Here is a 19,409-nt window from a genome sequence, read left to right on the forward strand (position 1 = left end):
ACGGCGGCCGCTCACCCCTTCTCATGTGCAGGCTAACAAGTCATCAGACCCCTTCATTCCGAGGCGAGTTGCAGCATTCTGTTAGGAGTTCTTAGACATTCGTCCATACGAGATGGGGGAAGATCGTGAACATCCGCAACAGCGTCGTTCTGGCGGCAGTCGGCGCGGCCCTGGCGAGCGGCCTGGGCCTCGCCCCGACCGCCGCCGCCGCGCCGGCGATGCCTTCGGCGAGCCAGAGTTGTTGGTACGGGGGAACCCACACGACCACCGGCGGCCGGATGCAGTACTACGAGTGCCGGCGCAACTACAACGGCCGGATCCAGAGCAGCATCAAGATGCGCGTGGAGGACACCAGGAAGGACGGCTACTGCGTCCGCGGAGACGGTCGTATCGGCAACAGCCCCAGCACCGCGGGACTGCGACTGCGGGTGACGGACTGCTCCACCGGCACCTGGACCTCCTGGCACATCAGCGGCTGGTGGAACGGCCTGCAGGCTTACGAGTACGTCTACCGCGTCCGCTGACCCGGCCCCGGCCCGCCCCGGCTGGCCGGGGCGGGCCGGCGCGCACCGCCGCTGCCCGGCCGGGCCGGCTCTGGCACGGGGTGTCGGGGACGGCCCAGTGCCGCTTGTTGCTCAGCAACGCACTTCAAGCCAAATGCGCCCTGGACCAGCCTGACGATCTCGGCCTTCGGACGCGCCCTTGCGCGACCGCGACCGTATCGTGGGAGGCGGCCGAGCTGGTGGGCAAGCCGGTGTGGCTGTATCCGCGTGACCGGTGGAGTGACGAGCGGTTCAGGCTCGGCCCCCAGCACGATGTGCTGCGGGATGGGAGTTTTTGAGCGGTACGGCGGTCGGCGGCCGACCGGTCGACGCTGGGCTTCGCCCTGCAGGAGGTCTGGTTCCGCTCTACCGAGAGGGCCCGGGCGGTCACATCGCCCGGGCCCTCTCCATCCATGCCGGGCCCTCTCCCGTGCGCTGTCAGGTCTGCGCCCGATTCATGGGTAGCTGACCAGGTAGGCCACGTTGTTACTGGGGGTGACCTGGCTGCCGGTGTTGTCGATGATGTGGTTGATGGTGCCGGCGCCGCCCAGGACCGTGGTGACCATGCTGTGGAACTTCACCGTGGACGTGGTGGGCACCTCGATGGCATGGCCAAGTACCACGGAGGGGTTGTCGCGGAGATAGGCGTAGACACCCACCCCCCATGCCTCGTGGGAGGCGACCGAGTTGGCCACCTTGTAGGAGGCGTAGCCGAGGTCGCCTCCGCTGGTCGTCCAGTTGGACTGGGCGGGCACGTCGTAGGGGGTCTCGCTCTGGTAGAAGTACGTGCGGCCGCCGTTGCCGTTCCAGGTGGTCTGGTACTTCTGGTAGTGCTCGACCGCCAGGCCGTACATGGTGACGTTGTTGCCGTTGACGATCAGCCCGTTGACGGCCGGGTTGGTCGTCCAGCCGACGCCGTTGGTGTGGTCCGCCCGCCATAGCCACAGGTCGTCGCCGATGACGTCGTTGCTGTTGATCACCAGTGTCTGGGTGGCCTGGCCGGCGATGTCGCCGCCGATGCGGAAGAACACGTCGTGGAGCACGATCGGGTCGGCGGTGTGACCGGCGGTCGAGCCGGCCGGGCCGATCTGCATGAGGGTGTTGGAGTTGGTGGTGTTCGCGCTGATCAGCAGCCCGGCGATGTCGATGCCGTCGACGTCGGCGGTGGTGATCGCGGTGACGCCGTTGTCCGGCACGAGGGTGGCCAGGCCCAGTCCGAGGACCACGGTGTCGGGGCGGGTGATGTTGAGCGGGGCGGACAGGTGGTAGACGCCCGGGGTGACGATCAGGTTCATGCCCGCGGCGAGCGCGTTGTTGATCGTCGTGGCGTTGTCACCCGACTTGACGATGTAGAACTGGCTGATCGGCAGTGAGGTGCCCGGAGCGGTACCGTTGATCCAGTCCGGGCCCTGGACATTGGTGCGCACCGACGGGACGAACACCTGCCAGTTGCCCGAGCCGTCGACGTAGATGAACGGCTTTTCGCGCATCACGGGGCTCTGGGTGACGGTGGTGTACTGCGGATTGGGGAAGCTGGTCGCCGGGGCGCCGGTGTCGCCGACGAAGACCATGTTCCAGTTGTGCCCGGTCCAGCCGCCGTCCATGGCGGTGTCCTGGGTGAGGAACTGCTGCTGCGTCCCGGAGTTGATCTGGCCGGAGACCCGGGAGTCGCCGATGTAGCCGCCACTGGACCAGTTGGAGCTGGTGCCGTGGGTGTCGTCCCACAGCTTCATGCTGCCGTGCACGTCCATGCGCCGGAACGGGTCCGCCTGCGAGACGGCCCACATGGTGCTTCCCGAGCTGGGACTCACCGACATGTTCTCGGCGTCACGCCAGAAGTTCTGGGTGGCGTTGCCGTCGCTGGTGTGACCCTCGACGTGAACGCCGCCGCCCGTGATCGACACCTGGTCCGGTGACAGGCCCAGCCCGGCGACCTGGGTGTAGTAGCCGACGGGTATGTCGACGTTGTACGTGCCGGGGGTGAACAGCAGGGCGTTGCGCTGGGTGCCGAACTCGTTGGTCTGCTGGGTGCTGTAGACCGAATTGATCTTCGACTGGATGGTGGACGTCGGCATCGACGGGTCGAACACCGTGACGTTGGGGCCGAAGTCCGGGGTGGTGGGCGGCGTGTTGATGCCGCCGGTGAGGGTGAAGGACTGGGCGCCGGTGCCGTTGCAGGTGTACTGCTGCAGCTGGACGCTGTCGGCGGTGGACGCCGACGGCACATCGAGGCACTTGCCGCTGTTGCGGTTGACGAAGTGGTACGTCCCGGACGCCTCGGCGACCGGCAGCCACTGCTGGTTGGCGCCGCCACCGTAGAGCCACAGCTGGGTCAGCGCGCCGTCGGCGGTGGAGGCACCGGTCTCGTCCCAGACCTGGTTCGGCGCGGAGGCCGCGCCGATCTGGTAGTAGCCGCTGTCGGTCGCGGTGAACTGCCAGGACTGGGCGCCGGTGCCGTTGCAGGTGTACTGCTGCACAGCGGTGCCGTTGCCGGTGGCCGCGGCACGCGCGTCAACACACTTGCCGCTGTTCGCGTTCACGACGGTGGTGGGGACGGTGGGGATGGTCGCGGCGGCGGCGCTCGGGGCCGAGACCAGCGCGATGCCGGCGGCGGCCGGCAGCAGGAGCGCAGTCGTGAGGGCGGTCGTGCGTCTGCGGGGACGGTGGGCTCCGACGAGCACAGCGAGAACGTTTGTCACGCGTGTCTCCTAGTTCGCCTGATGGGCGAGATGTTGATCGGACGTTAGGTGCCACCCGACGAGCCGTCAATACACGACGAAAGAAAAGTCGTGAATTATGTTCCGTGCAAACAACGACCACTGTCCGCGGGCGCCGTGGTGCCCGTGAACCCGGGTGGTCGAGCCGCTGTATCTGGCCGCCGTCACCTGCGTACGTTCAGCCGGTGCGCCTGCCGAAAACGGCTGCCGCTCCTCGTCCCTTCGGCGAGCGGCTGGTCGAGATGGGGGCGTGGGCGTACGCCGGCCGGTGGACCGGATGCGGTGCGACGCGTACCAGCGAGGGGATACGGCCCGTCGTGGTCGTCGCCGAGCGGCCCGATCCGGCGGCGGACGGGCTGCCGGAGGATGCCTCCCGGGTGGACCGGGGCGTTGCGGTCACAGGGTGGGATCCGGACCGGACCCGTACAGTCGGCTGGGGGCGTTCGAGGCTCGGCTGGGGACCACACTGCCCGGCGACTACAAGCGGCTGGCCGAGGTTTTCGGGCATGGCGCCTTCGACGGCTTCCTCCAGCTCTCGGTACCTGATGCCCCGTTCAAGAGCGCCGACATCGTCCGTCCAGTTCAGGCGGAGCCTCTGCCCCCTTTCACGCACTGACCTCGGATGCGAGGTACGGAAGGAGGACGGGCAGCGTTGCGCGGCGTCACTGCCGTGTGAACGATGACCGTCGACGGCCGGCGGCAAGCGTGCTGAGGCGGTCGCCGATGACGGAGACACCGGGGCGGGGCTCGTTCGCGTAGTACCAGGGCTTGCGTCGGCGTAGCAGTGCCTCGCCGTGCTCGCTCCAGGTGAATCCGGGCTTCCGCAGCAGCTTTCGGAACACGGCGTCGACTGTCTCCGGGTGCGCGGCAGCCAGTCGGCGGATCGGCAGTGGCCCGATCGACTCCTCGCGCAGGTAGGTGCGCAGCAGGTCCTGGTACTGCCTGCGGCCCGCGAGCGCCGGGTCTGCGAAGAGGTCTCGCAGCATTCCGTAGTCCGCGTAGAAGTTGAGTCCGTCGACCTGATCGTAGATGACACCGATGGTGTCCGAGTCTGTCAGTTCCGGCGGAAACTCGAAAAAGGGCAGGTCCAGGCCGGGGAGCCGTCTGCCCCGGGCACGGTCGGGATGTCCGGCGACGGTGGACTCCTGGCGGTGGCGGTAGTAGGCGTTGAGGAGGTCCTCGGCTTCGTCAGGCGGAAGGACCAGTTCGTCGCCGCCGCAGAATTCGACGAACGCGGCCCGGTCCTCCCGCATCGCCTGCCACCCCTGCTCGACCTTCCGGGGGTTGCGGAAGACCAATTCGGGTCGGCTGGTGGCCAGTTCCAGGGCGACCTGGGCGATCTCGGTGGCGCTGGACCTGGGGTAGCTCGACATCGCCCCGGACACCAGCCATGCCCCGTCGGCCGAGTGGACCGGTACCAGACAGGTGTGGAGGAAGCTCCCCTTGGACACTTTGCGGAACGCCGCCCGTCCGACATTCGAGTACGTGCGGTACTCCAGGTCGTCGACCAGGTTCAGAAGGACGACGGCACTCCCTTCCTTCCGTTGGACCTCGAAGATGCCCTCGACCGGGTCGCGCCAGCCGAGCAGCATCTCCCGGTCGGCCTCAGTCAGGTCCTTGCGCCCGGCGACGAACCGGTCCACCACGGTCGAACCGCCCGGCAGGCGGTATCGCAGGATGAAGTGGTCGACGATCCGGATCGCCTCGCCCTCGTCCAGTCGGCGCTCAGGCCCTGCTGCCTCCAGCAGGAGGGGCGTCAACCACTGGTCGAAGCGGGCGCTCTGTCCGAAGGCGACCAACTGTCCTTTCAACTCGGCACTGCGCTCGATGAGTTCGGTCAGCGACGGTTCGCCGACGTGCCGATGCGTGCCCTGTACGGCGTCAGCCATGTTCAGCCCTTTCACACAGACCGGTTCCGCGTGGGTGTGAGGTGCCCGGCCTCAACCGGCCCAGTGACGGATTGCCTCGATCCACTCCGCGCCCTCGGGCGCCGGGCTGGGCAGAGGCAGATCCAGGATTCCGATCGACTGCGTCATGCCTCCGCGAGAGCACAGGGCGACGATCCTGCCGTCCGGTGTGAGGTCGATGCCGCGCACGGTCACCTCGACGCCGAGAACCGCGGTGGTGAGGGGCAGGTCGAGATGCTCCTCAAGCAGGGTGAACAGTCCGGTCAGCTGCTCGTCCTCGTTGTAGGCGTCGACGGTCGCCTCTTCGATCATGGCCTCAAGCTGGGCCGTGTCCAACGCGCTCATGGGGCAACACTAACGGCCCTCGGCGTGACACCGGGCGGCCATGACTCCGCTGCTGCCACACCTTGCTCAACCAGGACAACTGGGTGCTGCTCATGGTGGGGAACCGGCGTGCCGGCATTTTTGGGGACTCTGAAATTGTCAATCCCCAGGTTTCGTAGAGGCATCCGTGATGCGGCCAGGTGTTCCTGGTCGGTTCGAACGGTGATCGCCGACGTCGCGAAACACCTCTGCGCCGGCCGGCCCCGAGGGGGCGTGACCGCTACGCCCCGCTGTGTCGTTCGCTCGCCCGACCGGGCCGGGTGGTGCCGTGGCTGCGACCACCACCCGGCCCGGAGTTCTTCAGACGGGCAGGGCGGCACCGTCCCGCTCATGCGCGCAGGCGTCGTGGGCTTCCGGGACGTCCCAGCGTGGGAAGGGATCTTCGGCGCCGGTCCATCCGCCGTCCAAGAGGCAGCTCTCCAGAGCGGTGTGCAGGGCCTTCGCCTCCAGGTTTGTCCCGATGAACACCAGCTCCTGGGCGTGCTGTTCCGGCAGTTCAGCGTCGATGGTTCCGGCGGGCTCGAAGCGGGCGACGCTGCCCGCCTGGGACCACAGTCCCGTCACGCCGGCGCGTCCGGCCAGTGTGAAGAATCCCTTGCTGCGCAGCACGGTTCCGAACTCGCCGCTGTCGAGTCGCTCGGTGACCAGCTGCCAGAGCCGACCCGGATGGAAGGGGCGGGTGGCACGGAACACGGTGGACGAGATTCCATACTCCTCTGTCTCGGGGACGTGCTCACCGTTGAGTTCCCGTACCCACCCTGGGGCAAGCTGCGCTTGCTCGACGTCGAAGAGGCCGGTCCCGAGCACGTCGGAAGCGCGTACCTGCCCTCGGACGCTGTCCAGCCGGCGGGCGCCCGGATTGAGCCGGCTGAGGATGCCGCGCAGACGTGCCGCGGATGCCGCGTCGACGAGGTCGAGCTTGTTCAGGACGATCACGTCGGCGAACTCGACCTGATCGATGAGCAGATCGCTGACGGTGCGCTCGTCGTCCTCGAAGGGGGCGAGGCCGCGCGCGGCGAGTTCGTCGCCGGTTCTCAGCTCGCCCAGGAAGTTGGCCGCGTCCACCACGGTGACCATGGTGTCGAGCCGGGTGAGGTCGTCGAGCGTCGCCCCGTCCTCGCGTGCGAAGGAGAAGGTGGCCGCCACCGGCATGGGCTCGGAGATGCCGCTCGACTCGATCAGGAGATAGTCGAAGCGTCCCTCCCTGGCGAGGCGCTCCACCTCTTCGAGGAGGTCGTCTCGGAGCGTGCAGCAGATGCAGCCATTGGTCATCTCGACCAGCCGCTCCTCCGTTCGGGAGAGAGCGGCTTCACCCCCGCGCACCAGCGCGGCATCGATGTTGATCTCGCTCATGTCGTTGACGATCACGGCGACCCGCAGGCCCTCGCGGTTGGCCAGCAGGTGGTTGAGCAGCGTGGTCTTCCCTGCTCCCAGGAAGCCGGACAGGACGGTCACCGGCAGGCGGTCGTGCGGCATGCGGTGTCAGTCCTCCGGACGGAGGAGGCCGCGCTCGTACGCCTTCCTCAGGTGCTGAGGCACCAGGTGGGTGCTTCCGTCGACGGTGACGGTGACGGGGACGAGGCTCGGGGTGCTCGCCTTCCACTGGGCGCGGCGGTGGCGGGTGTTGCTCCGGGACATCTTGCGTTTGGGGACGGCCATGTCGGTCCTTTCGTCAGTGAGGAAAGTAGTTGGGCGCTGTGGAGGTCAGCGGCTCGAGTAGGGGAGCAGGGCCATCTCCCGGGCGTTCTTGATGGCCGTCGCGATCTGGCGCTGCTGCTGGCGGCTGACCCGGGTGACGCGGCGGCTGCGGATCTTGCCGCGGTCGGAGATGAACTTCCGCAGGAGGTCGGTGTCCTTGTAGTCGATGTAGGTGATGCCGGCCGCGTCGAGCGGGTTTGGCCGGTTCTTGCGCGCGAGCGCGGTCTTGGCGGGGTGGGGCATGACGGCTTCCTCGGTGGTGTGGTGGGGCAGGTCAGGCGACGGAGTCGAGCAGTTCGTCGAAGCCGGTGGGCCGGGGCCAGGTGCCGGGTCCGGACGCCAGTTCGTCGTCGGTGAGCAGACAGGAGTCGAGCAGGGAGAGCAGCCCCGCCCGGTCGAGGCCGGGGGAGGTGAAGACGAGGTGCTGGCAGCGGTCGCCGTGCTCGGGGTGCCAGTCCAGGGCAGCCGCGGTGCGGCGTTCGGCCGGCATCATCTCCCAGGCGGCGTCGGGGAGCGCGGCCATCCACGGCCCGGCGCTCTCCACGCACAGCGCGCCTCCGGCGGCATCCCATGCGAGCAGGCTGTCGGGCCGGTCCGCCAGCCAGAACCTGCCCCGGCTGCGGGCGGCCGCGCAGCACAGGTCCTCCAGCGCTTCGTACAGGCGGCCGGCGTGGAAGGGGCGACGGCGCCGCCAGACGAGCGTGCTGACGCCCTGCTCGTCACAGTCGTGGGGGAGCCGGGCGCAGGCCGGGTGCTGTGCGGCTGCCGCGGCGTCCACGTCGAAGCCGGTCACACCCGTGACGCCCAACTGGCCTGATGTGATGCCGATCTGTTGTGCCGTGGGGTGCAACTGCCGCAGAAGGGCCAGGTCGTCGAGTCCGGTGGCGGCGTTGTCGGCCACGGTGAGGACGGGGGCGTACTCCAGCTGTCGTGCGAAGGTGTCGCCCACGGTGCGCTGGTCCGTGGCGGCTGCGGCGAGTCCGGCTTCCGCGAGGTCGTCGCCGTTGGACAGACAGGCCAGGACGAGGGCGGGGTCCACGGCGGTCAGCACGTTGGTCAGCCGGAGGACACCGCCGCCATGGGCGGCGATGACCTCGGCCATGCCGCGGGGTTCCACGGAGTCCCAGAGCTCCACGACGGCCAGCCGGGTCAGGCCGCAGTCGGCCAGCCGTTCCAGTTCCGGAACGAGGTCCTCGCGCAGGGCGCAGCAGGCGCAGTCGTTGACCAGGGGTGTCTCGCCCCAGGCGGTCTCGCCCGTGGCGTCACGGATGCTGCGGCGCACCGTGCCTGCCGGACCGGCGGACAGGTCGTGGTGCAGCGCGACGCTGTCGGACACCTCGCGCAACAACCGTTCGACCGTGGCACGGCGGGCGTCGGCGTGGAGTCCGGCGACGATCACCACGGGCATCGGTCCGTCGAGGGTCATCGGCGGTCACCGCCGCGTCCGTAGCGGCGTTCGAACCGCTCGACGCGGCCCGCGGTGTCCAGCACGCGGGCGGTGCCGGTGTAGAAGGGGTGGCTGGCCGAGGAGATCTCGACGTCGACCACCGGGTAGGTGTGGCCGTCCTCCCACTCGACAGTCTTGTCACTGGTCATCGTGGACTGGGTGAGGATGGCGAAGTCACCGGCCTTGTCGCGGAAGACGACCGGGCCGTAGGCGGGGTGGATTCCAGGCTTCATGGGTGTGTTCTCTCGGTCTGGTGTCGACGGGCGGGCGCGGCCAGTCTGGTCAGCGTTCCTCGCGGAACTCGACGTGGCGTCCGGCGACGGGGTCGAACTTGCGCAGGACCAGCCGGTCCGGGTCGTTCCGGCGGTTCTTGCGGGTCACGTACGTGTAACCGGTTCCGGCGGTGGAGCGAAGCTTGACGATCGGGCGTACCTCGTTGCGGGCCATGACGGGTAGCATATGACAATGATTTCCATTACCGTCAAGGCCGGTGGAAAGAAAGGCAGAACCTACATGTCCGCGCACTGTCAGCTGACCGGCGCCCAGCCGGGCTTCGGCAACAAGATCTCCCACTCGCACCGGCGCACCTCGCGCCGGTTCGACCCCAACATCCAGAGCAAGCGCTACTGGCTGCCCAGCGAAGGGCGGCATGTCCGCCTCAGGCTGAGCGCGCGTGCCATCAAGACCGTGGACGCCATCGGCATCGAGGCAGCCGTCGCCCGGATCCGAGCCCGCGGGGAGCGTGTCTGATGGCGAAGAAGAGCAAGATTTCGAAGAACGACAAGCGGAAGCAGATCGTGGCCCGCTACGCGGGGCGGCGGGCCGAGCTGAAGGCCGTCCTGGCGTCCCCGCGGGCCACGGTCGAGGAGAAGGCCGCCGCGCAGGCGGAACTGCGCCGCCAGCCCCGGGACGCGAGCGCGACCCGGGTGCGCAACCGTGACAGCGTGGACGGCCGCCCGCGTGGGCATCTGCGCAAGTTCGGCCTTTCTCGTGTCAATGTGCGCAGCCAGGCCCATGCCGGACACCTGCCAGGGGTGACGAAGTCCTCCTGGTAGTCAGCACGGCGAGTGCGGAGCAAGACATGCGTGGCGTCCCTCACCCCGCAACGTGAGGGACGCGCGTGTGTCCTGCCGCCGTGCCCCCGAGACCGGTGCGGGCAGGGTTCTTCCGCGTCGGCAGGTCTGCACCCAACGCTCCATGAGGCAGTTCATGCGCGGCATCCGTACTTCGCTGAGCACGACCTCGATCCCTGCATCGTTGAGGACGGCGTCGAACGGGGCGGGTAACTTCCCGTCCCGGTCCCGGACGAGGAACCTGGTCCGGATGCCGGCATCTTCGAGGTCCATGACGAGGTTCTTCGCGGCTTGAGCAACCTATGTGGCGGTGGAGTGTGCGGTGGCACCGAGGACCCGGATCCGGTGGCCGGCGTGCTCGATCACCGCGAGCGTGTGCAGGCGCTACGGGAGACCAGGAACGCAGCAGGGCGGACCACTGGGGCGGCGGGGCGGGAACAACACACTGGACCGCCTGAGTCGTCCGCGTCCGCAACCGTGCAGGACCACCGGCTGCCGGAAAGTCGTCGTCGTAGTGATGCGGCGGCTGCACCGCGAGGTGGCTGTCCCGCCGGGAGGCGGTTTCAGCAGCGCGGTGTCAGGAGCGGGAGCCCGACGGCGGCCTGTGCTGTCGGGTGACCGTCACGGTGACGTCGTAGCGTCCTTGGCCCGGCGAGCAGCGCATCGCCTCGCCGCACGAGTCGCGGTGGGCGGTGATGTGTACCGTGCCGGGCCGCAGGGCGGTGAATTGCGCGGAAGACGTTCCGCAGCCGCGGCCGGGCGGGCAGGTGGTGGTGACTGTGGTCCCGCCGCCGATGGCGGTGAGCACTCGCGGGTTCGAGCTGGCGGGGGTTGACCAGTAGGCGCTGTGCAGGCGCACCACGATGAGCGTGCCGACGGTCACCCGGACCGTCGTTCCGCGTGACCGTTCGTCGAGGACGACCGACCCGGTGGAGGATGGGGATGACGCGGATGACGCGGATGACGCGGAAGGGTGCGACGGCGGGGGAGACGGCGATCCGGCGGGGCCGGACGAACAGCCGCCCAGGACGCCGGTCGCGGCTGCTGCGGCCACGGCGGCGAGCCCGGCGTGCAGCGCGCGCAGGGCGGGGCTCATGCGGGCTGACGAAGGAAGCATGGGTCCTCCGGTGGATGCCGCCCGGCGTGGGCGCTTGGACGGGGGTGGGGGCGAGCCGTCGGCTCGCCCCCACCGTGCGGTGCGAGGTCAGGAGACGGTTACGTCGTCGTAGTAGGTGTAGGTGGCGTCACCCGCGTAGTTGTCGTCCTTGTTGGTGAGGGTGAGCGTGTAGGTGTGGCCCGCGGTCACTGTGCCGGAGACCTGCTTCCAGCCCGCACCCTGGGTGCAGGTCTTGCCGAGCAGCGTCGTGGTGGTGCCCGCCGTGGTGTCCTGGAGGGTAGCCGTCGCCCAGTCGTAGCTCACGGTATCCGGGCAGGTGACGTTGTACCAGAAGGAGACCGTGCTGCTGCCGGACGGGGCGGTGAAGGACTGGGAGACCGAGGAGGTGTTCGTCGGGTTGGTGGAGCCGACCATCGCACCGTAGGTGCCGCTGTGCGCCGCCGAGGTGGTGGCGGAGGTGGTGCCGCTGGTCGTCCAGCTCGACAGGCTGCCGGTCTCGAAGGTGCCGTTGGTGAAGGTGCCGCCGGTGCCGCCGCCACCGCCACCGACGATCGGGTGGGAGATGGCGCAGTTGTTGGTGTCGTTGGACCAGCTCGCCTGCTCGGCGAAGGTACCGGTGCCCATCGTGACGTTGGCTGCCCCGCCCGTGCTGCCGGGCGAGATCCAGGCGCACTCGTCGGAGTTCTCCTGGCCGTTGTAGGAGCTGCCGGTCTGGTTGGTCCAGCCGCCGGCCGGGTTCTGGTCGGACATCATCTCGTGCCATTCATGGCCGAGCGTCATGGTCCAGCCGTCCAGCGTGCCGGGCGAGTTGACGAATCCGACGCCGCAGCCGGAGCCGGAGTCCATGTTGTACGGCTGGTTGCTGAACGCGATGTCCCCGTAGGAGGAGGACACAGGCCCGCCAGTGAGCGTGCTGTCGCCGTTGTAGTCGTGCCAGGCGCAGTACTGCCCCTGGTAGTTGTCCGGGTTGGTGTTGTGCGGAGAGAGGACGACGTAGTAGGCGTCGCGGTTGGACGCGGCGGTGGTGTTACCGAAGTGTCCGGCCGCCTTGACGGCTTCGGCGCCGAGTTGGTGCCCGGTCGCGGCGCTGGGCGAGGCCGCCGAGTTGTCGTACCACACGCCGGACAGCACGCCGCCGCTCTGGTACGGGATGAAGTTCGCGTTGGACGGGCAACTCGTGGCGCCCGCCGACACGTTCGGTCCGTCACACCACTGGGTGAGGTCCGCGGACCACAGCTCGTTCCCGGTGCCGATGCCCTTGAACATCTCCTGGGTGACCGGGGCCGCGCCGTCCGGGTCGCCGGAGAACGTGGCGTCGCCGTTGCTGTTGGTGCTCTGCGTGCCCCACTGCGAGCCGTAGAAGACCAGGTAGACCTTGGAGTGGCCGCTCTGGACGCCGATGCCGTCGATGCCGCCGCCGTAGGACAGCGTCTCCGGTCCGGTCGCCGTGGTGGCGGCCGGCTGGTCGGCCGCCCAGGACTTCATCTTGGCGTTCTGCCGGATGGTCGGTACGGCACCGTGCCGGTACGGGTGCTGGTAGGCAGGGCTGTAGGGGTTTTGGCTCGCGGTGTGAGCCGTGGCCTGGGTGGCGGCTGCCGCCTGGGGTACGAAGGCGAGTGCCACGCCGGTGACGAGGGACAACGACGCGAGACCGGTCAGGGTCGCGCGGGCTGCGCCGCGTATGTGGGGTCTGCCCATGGGTGTTGGGGCCCTTTCTTCGCACGGACCTCCGCCGTCGGTCCGGCGGAGGTGAGCTGAACGGGACGTCGACGAGGCGCATCACTCGGTACGCCGAATCCGGCCACCGACGTTGACGCCGGTTCCGTCGCAGAACAGGAGGAGAGGCCCGAGCCGCACCGGGTGACTGCACGGGCGATGTGCTCGGCAGCTGGGGAAACTCACACACGGCGTTGTGATGGGCGGGGGAACTCTCGTCCTGGACCGGACGAATGAAAAAGGCAGTGAGAAGGGTTCGTTCGCACTGCGACTTCTTGCTGGTCGGAATGGTGATGCCCTGTCAGACGCACAGAAGCAAAGCAGATTTGACGGGTTCAGGTCAATGGAAGAGTGCGGCCTTTTCGCAGAGGCGCGGTCGCCGTTCTCTCGAACGGGCGGCCTCGACGTCGATCGCCTGCTGTTTTTGCTGGTCGAACGTGAAGTCGGACCCTACGGCGACTAGTTGCTAAGCCGACGAGCCGCGGGTCGTGGCAGGTCATTCATCGACCTAGGGCCATCCATCCTCTGAGCGGGCTCTGAATTCAGGAAAGTTAGAGGAAATGCTCGGTCAAAAAGAAGCAACGGCATAGCAATTGCCTGTCGTGACCGCTGTTCGGATTCCGCTCTCCTGATGAATCCCAGGCGTTCCCCCAGCACCGGCGGCGTCTTCCGTGCAGTGGCCGCGGGTGGGTTCGACGGGTCGACTCGGCTTCGCAGCGGCTCCCTGGCCGGGGTCGTCCTCGGCAGCACCGGCCACAAGCTCGGCAACGTCCCCGTCCGCTTCCAGGTCCACGCCGTCTACGACTCCGTGACCTTCCTGCTGGAGAGCGTCGTCTTCGCTATGATCGGGCTCGAGCTCCCCCTCGGCCGTCCGGCATCTCGCGGGCGACGAGCACGGCTGGCGGCTGTGGGTGCCGGTGATCCCCTTCACTCTGCTGGCGATCCGCCCGCTGTGGATCTTCCTGCTGTCAGCCCTGATCCACCGTAGGCGCGGGGAGGGCGACAACCGCCTTGATCACGAGTCACCCGTTCCCATGTGAGGCGGTCGTCATCGGCGCGCGAGAACGCGAAGCAACTTCAGCGCCGACGGCTTCGAGGCGCTCTCCCCGACATACCGGGGCGGGCGCCCGAAGACGTTCACGCTCCCCGAGCGCCGGGAGCTCAAGTAGATCGCCAAGGCCAAGCCGGCCGACTTCCCGGTCGCCGAGGGGGTGGTCGACGACATCAGCGCGACATCGCGGTCTTCGAGGATGGACACCGGCCACCAGCTCGACCGGTTGTTCCCCGCCCGGCCCTGTCGAACGTTCCTGCTCAACGGCCCTGCCCGGGTAGGGGACTGGCGTCCTCGTAACCGCCACGATGCCGAGCAGGGCCACCCTGATGATCAAGGGCCGCCGGAGCGGACCCCACGTGAACAAGCCTCCAGGTGTGCGAGCACGCTCGATCGAGCCGTACGGACCAGGAGCTTTCTCAGGCCCCGGGAAGGCGGACGGATCAGCGCAGTCCGGCGAAGAGGTCGTTCTCGGGCACGGCCGCGCCGGTGGTGTCCTGGACACGTACGAAGGTCTCGACGCCCATCAACTCGGTGAACCTTTTCTTGCCCATCTTGAGGAAGAAGATGTTCTCGCCCTGGCTGGCGTGCGCGGCCAGCGCATCGAACTTCTGACCGCCGAACGCGGTGGTGTCCACCCAGGTGGTGATCTCCTCGTCGGGGAGTCCGATCTCGGCCATCGCGGCGGCCTCGGTGGGATCCGGCTCCTGCCAGTCCGCATCGAACTCGCGCATGGCCTACCCGAACCGCTGCATCATCGAGCGGGGCGCCGTCGTCCAGTACACCTTCGGTGTCGGCACGGTCATCGCCAGTGCCGCCATCGTGATGCGGTTTGCCTGGATGTGGTCGGGGTGGCCGTAGAAGCCGTTCTCGTCGTAGGTGACGACCACATCGGGTTGGTAGCGGCGGAAGAGTTCCGCGAGTCGGGCAGCACCCTCCTCCACGGGTGTCTGCCAGAAGGATCCGGGGGCGTCGTTGGTCGGCCACCCCATCATCCCGGAGTCGGCGTAGCCCAGCATCTCCAGGTGACTGACCTTCAGGATGTCGCAGCTTGCCTCAAGTTCTTGACGCCGCATCAAGGCGACGGCTGCTGGATCGTGCCCGGGATCGCCCGGCTTGACACCCCCCGGTCCGTCACCGCAACCACCGTCGGTGCACGTCACGAGGACCGTGCGGATGCCCTCCGCCGCATATCGGGCGAGGACACCTCCCGTTCCAGTGGCCTCATCGTCGGGGTGGGCGTGCACCGCCATGAGCGTCAAGGGCCAGTCATTCATGAAACAGTCCTCCTGTGTGAAAAGGCCTCGGTCCGAGTCCGCGGCAGGCGTATCAGCTCTCGCCCCAATATCGGGTGACCGGGCGTACCGCGGACCCGGGGGCCCGGATCGCGGCGCAGCAGAAGATCTTTGGTCTCTCTGTTCCCCGCCCGCGCTGCGCCACTCCCTCGGCCAGTGCAACGGCGCTGGCCGGATCGGCAGTTCCCGCCGTGCACGGGAACACCTTTGGGCCTTGGCACTCCCTCCCGTGCACTTCGCTTCCGGACTTGCCCGTGAGCCTTCACGGGTACGTCGGCTCGTTGCACCGGCTCGGGCGGTCAACTCGAGTGGCATGGTGGGACGATGGGCGCCGGGCGGGGGATCAGGAGTGCGCCGCGCGCAGCAGCCGGCAGGCCGCCTCGGTGTCGCCGGTCAACCGCAGCGAGCCGTCGGCGAGCGCCGTGTCGGTGGACGTGCGGCCGCTGAGCACGGCGTCCAGGGTGGCCGGGGCGGTCTCCAGAACCACGTCGGCGGGCTCGGTGGGCTGGCCGCGGGTGAGCGCGACCAGCCGGCCATCGACCACCCGGGCGGTGAACCGGTCCCGGTCCAGCCGGATCTCGTAGCTGGCCGACCAGGCCGGCTCGGTGCCCGGGTCGAAGGCGCAGCGCATCGAGATCATCAGCGAGTCGGTGCGCACCGCGCCCTCCCGGGGAAGCACCGGGGAGTGCGACCCCCACAGCCCGAGGGCCACCACGATGGGCTCCAACTGGGCGCCCCACTCAGTGAGTTCGTAGACCCGGGAGCCGGCCGGCGGGGGCAGCGTGCGGCGCTGCACCACCCCGGCCCGCTCCAGGTCGCGCAGCCGTTGGGTGAGCACGTTCGGCCCGGCTCCGGGCAGTCCGGCCTGCAGGTCGGTGAAGCGCTTCGGGCCGAGCAGCAGGTCCCGGACGATCAGCAGCGCCCAGCGCTCGCCGACCATCTCCAGGGCGTGCGCGACCCCGCACCCGTCGTCGTATCTGCGTTTACCTGCCACAGCCCCAGCATAGCCGGGGTTGCTTCTTTACCGAAGTGTGTTTGATTAGAAATTAGGAGTACCTGTTACTGTGCTCGAAGTCACTAGTCGGACGCGCTACCGCCAGGAGATGTCATGAGCCTTCCGCCGATCGTGTCGCCCCAGGAGTGGCAGGCCGCCCGGGACGCACTCCTTGTCAAGGAGAAGGCCGCCACCCGAGCCCTGGACGCCCTGGCTGCCGAACGCCGCCGGCTCCCGATGGTCGCGTTCGAGAAGGAGTACCTGTTCCACGGCCCGAACGGGAAGGCCACCCTGCTCGAACTCTTCGAGGGCCGCCGCCAGTTGATCGTGTACCACTTCATGATGGAGCCCGGCTCCGACCACTACTGCAAGGGCTGCTCCACCTTCACCGACAACATCGGCAACTTGGCCCACCTACGCGCCCGCGACACCACTATGGTGCTTGCCTCTCCGGCCCCGCTCGGCCAGATCGAGGCCTACCGCACCCGGATGGGCTGGACCCTGCCCTGGTACTCGTCGCAGGGCAGCGACTTCAACGCCGACTGCGGCCTCGGCGGAGGCTTCGGCCTGAGCGTCTTCCTGCGCGACGGCGACCGGATCTTCCGCACCTATTTCACCACCTCGCGCGGCGTCGACCGGCTGCGCGCCGACTTCAACCTGCTCGACCTCACCCCGTACGGCCGCCAGGAGACCTGGGAGGACTCCCCGGAGGGCTGGCCGCAGACAGCCCCCTACCAGTGGTGGCGCCTGCACGACGAGTACGGGGACTGAGTGCCGACGGCGCCCCTGCCTCGGAGGACATGGGTATCGCCTCCGGTTCCAACGGCGCCATGCGCGAGGTCGGCGGAGTATTTTTGGCGTGGCCTTCCTCAGCTTGCTCTTCGCAGCCAACGGCAGCTACGACAACGCAGCCTCCGCCATCGACGGTTTCGAGGAGCTGGGGCAGTCCTCCGGTCTGGTGCTGTACGAGGCCGAACCGCTGCTGCCCGCAGGCACCCACGAGCTCACCGTCACGGGCCTGCACGACCGGGCCCAGGTCTTCGTCGACGGTGCCCCCGTGGCCGTACTCGACCGCGAGACATCGTCGTGCACCGTGGCCGGCTCCGGGCGGCGCGTCCTGCTGGAGCTGCTGGTGGAGAACCAGGGGCGGATCAACTACGGCCCGTTGCTCGGCCAGGGCAAGGGCATCCTCGGCGGGGTGCGCGTGGAGCGGCGGCTGGTGCACGGCTGGACCATGCGCGGGCTTCCCCTCGACGAATGGACACCCGAGGACGTGGCGCGCGCGACGTCCTCGGCCCGGCCCGGTGGTACCACGGGACTGGAGGCCACCTACCCGCCGATCGGGTCGGGCTACTCCCAGCGGAACTTCTGCGACCTGTCCGGCGTGTGGGTCGATCCGGACACCGGTGACTGGTACGGCCTGGTGCACAACGAGTTCACCCGCAGCCGTTCGGCGACGGCATCCACTACGACGCCATCGACTACGCGGTCTCCACGAACCAGGGCAGGACGTGGACCATCAAGGGCCATGTCATCACCTCCCCGTACAGCACCAAGCGGGGTGACGACGCCGCCTTCCCCCCATCAGACCTACCACTACGGTGACGGCGACCAGCGGCTGTTCGTCGACACGGCCTCCGGCTACTTCTACGTCTACTACGGCTCCCGGATCGTGGAGAAGGGCGGCAGATGGAAGGTGTTCCACGGGCACGTGGCCCGCGCCCCCATCTCCGCCAAGATGGCGCCCGGCTCCTGGCGGAAGTGGTACGACGGCTCCTGGTTTGAGCCCGGCGTGGGCGGCAAGGAGAGCAACATGGTGCCGGTGGACTCCGCCAACGGGACCGGGTACACGCCCCCCTCCACGGAGTACGACCCGGCGAACACCGGCACGGTGAGCGAGCAGGTCGCGGCCGGCACGGCCAGCCCGGCCTCGGCGTCACCGGCTACCAGACCGACCAGTTCGACAACTTCTCCCTCACCCCCGGCACTCCCACGCCCTCGAACACGGGCCCGATCACCTCAGCCCTGCCCGGCAAGTGCGTCGAGGTGAAGGACAACTCCAGCGCCAACGGTGCGCCAGTGCAGCTCGCGGACTGTGACGGCGGCTCCGCGCAGGTCTGGACCTGGACCAACGGCATCCTCGTGCACCAGGGCAAGTGCATGGACGTGACGGGAGGGGGCACCGCCAACGGCACCCTGGTAGAACTGTGGGACTGCACGGGCGGCGCCAACCAGCAGTGGGAGCCCCAGCCCGACGGCACCCTCAACAGCGCCCAGTCACGCCGTTGCCTGGATGACCCTGCCGCCAGTACCACCAACGGCACCCAGCTGCAGATTTGGGACTGCAACGGCGACGCCAACCAGCGGTGGACGCTGCCCTCGCAACACGCATCCGGCATGTGACCAGGACGCGGGGCGAGGGAGCCGGCGGGAGCAGCGCGACCGCAGGGGAACCGGCCGTCCCTCTTCATGGTGGTGATGGCATGCCCGGTCCGGAAGGTGGCGTCGGCGACCACCGGGACGTCACAGGGCGGGCGTATCACTGCTGACCAGCACCGACTTCGGATCGTTCGGCACACCGGCCACGGTGTGTCTCAACCTCCCCACCCACACCGGCTCCGCGGTCCGCGACTGCCGGCGGACGCTGGACGGGCGGGGCGTCCCGGACACCAGGCCGCCGCACGGTGTTGATCAGGGCCTCCGGGGCCGACGGCCCCGGAGGCTTCACCGATCCTTGCTCCGTACCCGGATCGCCTTCGCGGTTCTGTCCCCGACGGGGGATTCGGCCGGCAGTGGGTCGTTCAACGAACCGGCCCGGTATGGCGAGCTACTGCACGTTGATCGCGAAGACGTGGATCGGTTCCGCGTCGGGCAGGGTGACCGTGCGGATGGTCTTCCCCGCGGTCAGCGGCACGGAGTTGCCGAACAGTTTGTAGCCGATGCCGAAGTTGGCGGGCCCGGTCGGGGTGTTGCGGTGGCCGGTCGTGACGACCGCCGTCGCGCCGTACTCGGTGCCCGCCGTGCAGCACCAGTTGGGAAAGCCGAGGGTGCCGGTGCTCGTGGTGCCGTCGGTGTAGGTGACCGTGACCTGGCCGGTGGTGAATCCGGCTTCGACGCCGAGGAACCAGAGTTTGGAGCCGCTGCCGGACATTGTGATGGTCTGGCCGGCGGAGGCGACGTTGTCCGGCGTTCCCAGCTTGGTGTCGGGGAAGGCCCAGGTCACGCCGTCCTTGGTGAGCTGGGCGCCGGGGGTGGCACCGGCCGCGGCGAGGGCTTGCGCCGAGTAGCTGTCACCGCTTCCGTCGAAGTCGCCCGTGGTGTAGTTGCCCTCGACTGGGGGACCGGCCTCATTGGTCACGCCGACATTGTTGAAGGCGGTGGCCAGGTTCGGGTAGGGCACATCCGTGACCACCGTGGCATCCGCGGACACGGCGCCTGCGCCTGCGGCCCGGTAGTCGGCGGTCGCCT

Annotated in this window: 19 protein-coding genes and 5 pseudogenes; 9 read left to right on the forward strand and 15 right to left on the reverse strand. The window is 68.5% G+C overall.

Going from position 1 to position 19,409, the window contains the following annotated elements; genetic code table 11:
- Positions 1 to 125: 125 nt before the first annotated feature.
- Together ACWD5Q_RS24395 and ACWD5Q_RS24400 are read left to right on the forward strand one after the other, a co-directional pair.
- Positions 126 to 524 carry a hypothetical protein gene (locus ACWD5Q_RS24395; RefSeq protein ID WP_451429155.1) on the forward strand — a complete coding sequence of 133 codons (399 nt, stop codon included), beginning with the start codon at positions 126 to 128 and terminating at the stop codon, positions 522 to 524.
- Positions 525 to 724: 200 nt separating this feature from the next.
- Positions 725 to 841: pseudogene (locus ACWD5Q_RS24400) on the forward strand (diadenosine tetraphosphate hydrolase); the annotation flags it as partial.
- A 156-nt stretch (positions 842 to 997) separates the two neighbouring features.
- Here ACWD5Q_RS24400 and ACWD5Q_RS24405 read toward each other — a convergent pair.
- A complete protein-coding gene (locus tag ACWD5Q_RS24405) occupies positions 998 to 3,241 on the reverse strand; it encodes an RICIN domain-containing protein (protein WP_451429156.1) in 2,244 nt (747 codons plus the stop codon).
- Between the two features lie 421 nt (positions 3,242 to 3,662).
- Between ACWD5Q_RS24405 and ACWD5Q_RS24410 the strand changes: the two genes are divergently transcribed.
- Entirely contained in the window at positions 3,663 to 3,875 is a 213-nt protein-coding gene (locus tag ACWD5Q_RS24410; RefSeq protein ID WP_451429157.1) for an SMI1/KNR4 family protein, read from the forward strand.
- Between the two features lie 46 nt (positions 3,876 to 3,921).
- Here ACWD5Q_RS24410 and ACWD5Q_RS24415 read toward each other — a convergent pair whose 3' ends face one another.
- From ACWD5Q_RS24415 to rpmG, 8 genes are all read right to left on the reverse strand, one after another.
- Positions 3,922 to 5,148 carry a hypothetical protein gene (locus ACWD5Q_RS24415; protein ID WP_451429158.1) on the reverse strand — a complete coding sequence of 409 codons (1,227 nt, stop codon included), beginning with the start codon at positions 5,146 to 5,148 and terminating at the stop codon, positions 3,922 to 3,924.
- 51 nt (positions 5,149 to 5,199) lie between these two features.
- Positions 5,200 to 5,511 carry a hypothetical protein gene (locus tag ACWD5Q_RS24420; protein WP_451429159.1) on the reverse strand — a complete coding sequence of 104 codons (312 nt, stop codon included), beginning with the start codon at positions 5,509 to 5,511 and terminating at the stop codon, positions 5,200 to 5,202.
- Between the two features lie 339 nt (positions 5,512 to 5,850).
- Positions 5,851 to 7,026: a GTP-binding protein gene (locus ACWD5Q_RS24425; protein ID WP_451429160.1), complete on the reverse strand. Its 1,176-nt coding sequence runs from the start codon at positions 7,024 to 7,026 to the stop codon at positions 5,851 to 5,853.
- A gap of 6 nt (positions 7,027 to 7,032) precedes the next feature.
- On the reverse strand, positions 7,033 to 7,209 hold the full coding sequence (gene rpmF / locus ACWD5Q_RS24430; RefSeq protein WP_451429161.1) for a 50S ribosomal protein L32: 177 nt from the start codon (positions 7,207 to 7,209) through the stop codon (positions 7,033 to 7,035).
- Between the two features lie 45 nt (positions 7,210 to 7,254).
- The gene (gene rpsR, locus ACWD5Q_RS24435) at positions 7,255 to 7,491 is read right to left on the reverse strand and encodes a 30S ribosomal protein S18 (RefSeq protein ID WP_451429162.1); all 237 of its coding nucleotides are present in this window, start codon (positions 7,489 to 7,491) and stop codon (positions 7,255 to 7,257) included.
- 31 nt (positions 7,492 to 7,522) lie between these two features.
- Positions 7,523 to 8,674, reverse strand: coding sequence for a GTP-binding protein (locus ACWD5Q_RS24440; protein WP_451429163.1), 1,152 nt, complete (start codon positions 8,672 to 8,674; stop codon positions 7,523 to 7,525).
- Positions 8,671 to 8,928 (reverse strand): type B 50S ribosomal protein L31, encoded by a 258-nt coding sequence (locus tag ACWD5Q_RS24445; protein WP_451429164.1) that lies wholly within the window; start codon positions 8,926 to 8,928, stop codon positions 8,671 to 8,673. Before ACWD5Q_RS24445 ends, ACWD5Q_RS24440 begins: the two co-directional genes overlap by 4 nt.
- Positions 8,929 to 8,977: 49 nt before the next feature.
- On the reverse strand, positions 8,978 to 9,142 hold the full coding sequence (gene rpmG, locus ACWD5Q_RS24450; protein WP_085567822.1) for a 50S ribosomal protein L33: 165 nt from the start codon (positions 9,140 to 9,142) through the stop codon (positions 8,978 to 8,980).
- Positions 9,143 to 9,208: 66 nt separating this feature from the next.
- Here rpmG and rpmB point away from each other — a divergent pair, with 66 nt between their 5' ends.
- Together rpmB and rpsN are read left to right on the forward strand one after the other, a co-directional pair.
- Positions 9,209 to 9,445, forward strand: a complete 237-nt coding sequence (rpmB, locus tag ACWD5Q_RS24455; protein ID WP_451429165.1) for a 50S ribosomal protein L28 — start codon at positions 9,209 to 9,211, stop codon at positions 9,443 to 9,445.
- On the forward strand, positions 9,445 to 9,750 hold the full coding sequence (rpsN, locus tag ACWD5Q_RS24460) for a 30S ribosomal protein S14 (protein ID WP_451429166.1): 306 nt from the start codon (positions 9,445 to 9,447) through the stop codon (positions 9,748 to 9,750). The genes rpmB and rpsN overlap by 1 nt, the downstream gene beginning before the upstream one ends.
- Before the next feature lie 114 nt (positions 9,751 to 9,864).
- Here rpsN and ACWD5Q_RS24465 read toward each other — a convergent pair.
- The 3 genes and pseudogenes from ACWD5Q_RS24465 to ACWD5Q_RS24475 form a co-directional block, all read right to left on the reverse strand.
- Positions 9,865 to 10,152 (reverse strand): annotated as a pseudogene (locus tag ACWD5Q_RS24465) (integrase core domain-containing protein); the annotation flags it as partial.
- 193 nt (positions 10,153 to 10,345) lie between these two features.
- Positions 10,346 to 10,885 (reverse strand): hypothetical protein, encoded by a 540-nt coding sequence (locus ACWD5Q_RS24470; RefSeq protein ID WP_451429167.1) that lies wholly within the window; start codon positions 10,883 to 10,885, stop codon positions 10,346 to 10,348.
- Between the two features lie 87 nt (positions 10,886 to 10,972).
- Positions 10,973 to 12,583, reverse strand: coding sequence for a hypothetical protein (locus ACWD5Q_RS24475; RefSeq protein ID WP_451429168.1), 1,611 nt, complete (start codon positions 12,581 to 12,583; stop codon positions 10,973 to 10,975).
- Between the two features lie 1,091 nt (positions 12,584 to 13,674).
- Between ACWD5Q_RS24475 and ACWD5Q_RS24480 the strand changes: the two are divergent.
- Positions 13,675 to 13,830, forward strand: a pseudogene (locus tag ACWD5Q_RS24480) (helix-turn-helix domain-containing protein); the annotation flags it as partial.
- A gap of 265 nt (positions 13,831 to 14,095) precedes the next feature.
- Here ACWD5Q_RS24480 and ACWD5Q_RS24485 read toward each other — a convergent pair.
- Both ACWD5Q_RS24485 and ACWD5Q_RS24490 read right to left on the reverse strand, forming a co-directional pair.
- Positions 14,096 to 14,929, reverse strand: a pseudogene (locus tag ACWD5Q_RS24485) (PIG-L family deacetylase).
- 361 nt (positions 14,930 to 15,290) lie between these two features.
- On the reverse strand, positions 15,291 to 15,941 hold the full coding sequence (locus ACWD5Q_RS24490; RefSeq protein WP_451429169.1) for a winged helix-turn-helix transcriptional regulator: 651 nt from the start codon (positions 15,939 to 15,941) through the stop codon (positions 15,291 to 15,293).
- A gap of 114 nt (positions 15,942 to 16,055) precedes the next feature.
- Here ACWD5Q_RS24490 and ACWD5Q_RS24495 point away from each other — a divergent pair, with 114 nt between their 5' ends.
- The 3 genes and pseudogenes from ACWD5Q_RS24495 (at position 16,056) to ACWD5Q_RS24505 (ending at position 18,344) form a co-directional block, all read left to right on the forward strand.
- Complete coding sequence (locus ACWD5Q_RS24495) at positions 16,056 to 16,712, forward strand: DUF899 domain-containing protein (RefSeq protein ID WP_451429170.1); 657 nt, start codon at positions 16,056 to 16,058, stop codon at positions 16,710 to 16,712.
- Positions 16,713 to 16,869: 157 nt separating this feature from the next.
- Positions 16,870 to 17,991, forward strand: a pseudogene (locus ACWD5Q_RS24500) (hypothetical protein); the annotation flags it as partial.
- Positions 17,988 to 18,344, forward strand: coding sequence for a ricin-type beta-trefoil lectin domain protein (locus ACWD5Q_RS24505; RefSeq protein WP_451429171.1), 357 nt, complete (start codon positions 17,988 to 17,990; stop codon positions 18,342 to 18,344). The pseudogene ACWD5Q_RS24500 and the gene ACWD5Q_RS24505, both read left to right, overlap by 4 nt.
- A 424-nt stretch (positions 18,345 to 18,768) precedes the next feature.
- Here the strand turns inward: ACWD5Q_RS24505 and ACWD5Q_RS24510 are convergent, their stop codons facing one another.
- Entirely contained in the window at positions 18,769 to 19,371 is a 603-nt protein-coding gene (locus tag ACWD5Q_RS24510) for a hypothetical protein (protein ID WP_451429172.1), read from the reverse strand.
- Between the last annotated feature and the right edge of the window lie 38 nt (positions 19,372 to 19,409).

The organism is Streptomyces sp. NPDC002513 (assembly GCF_053595355.1).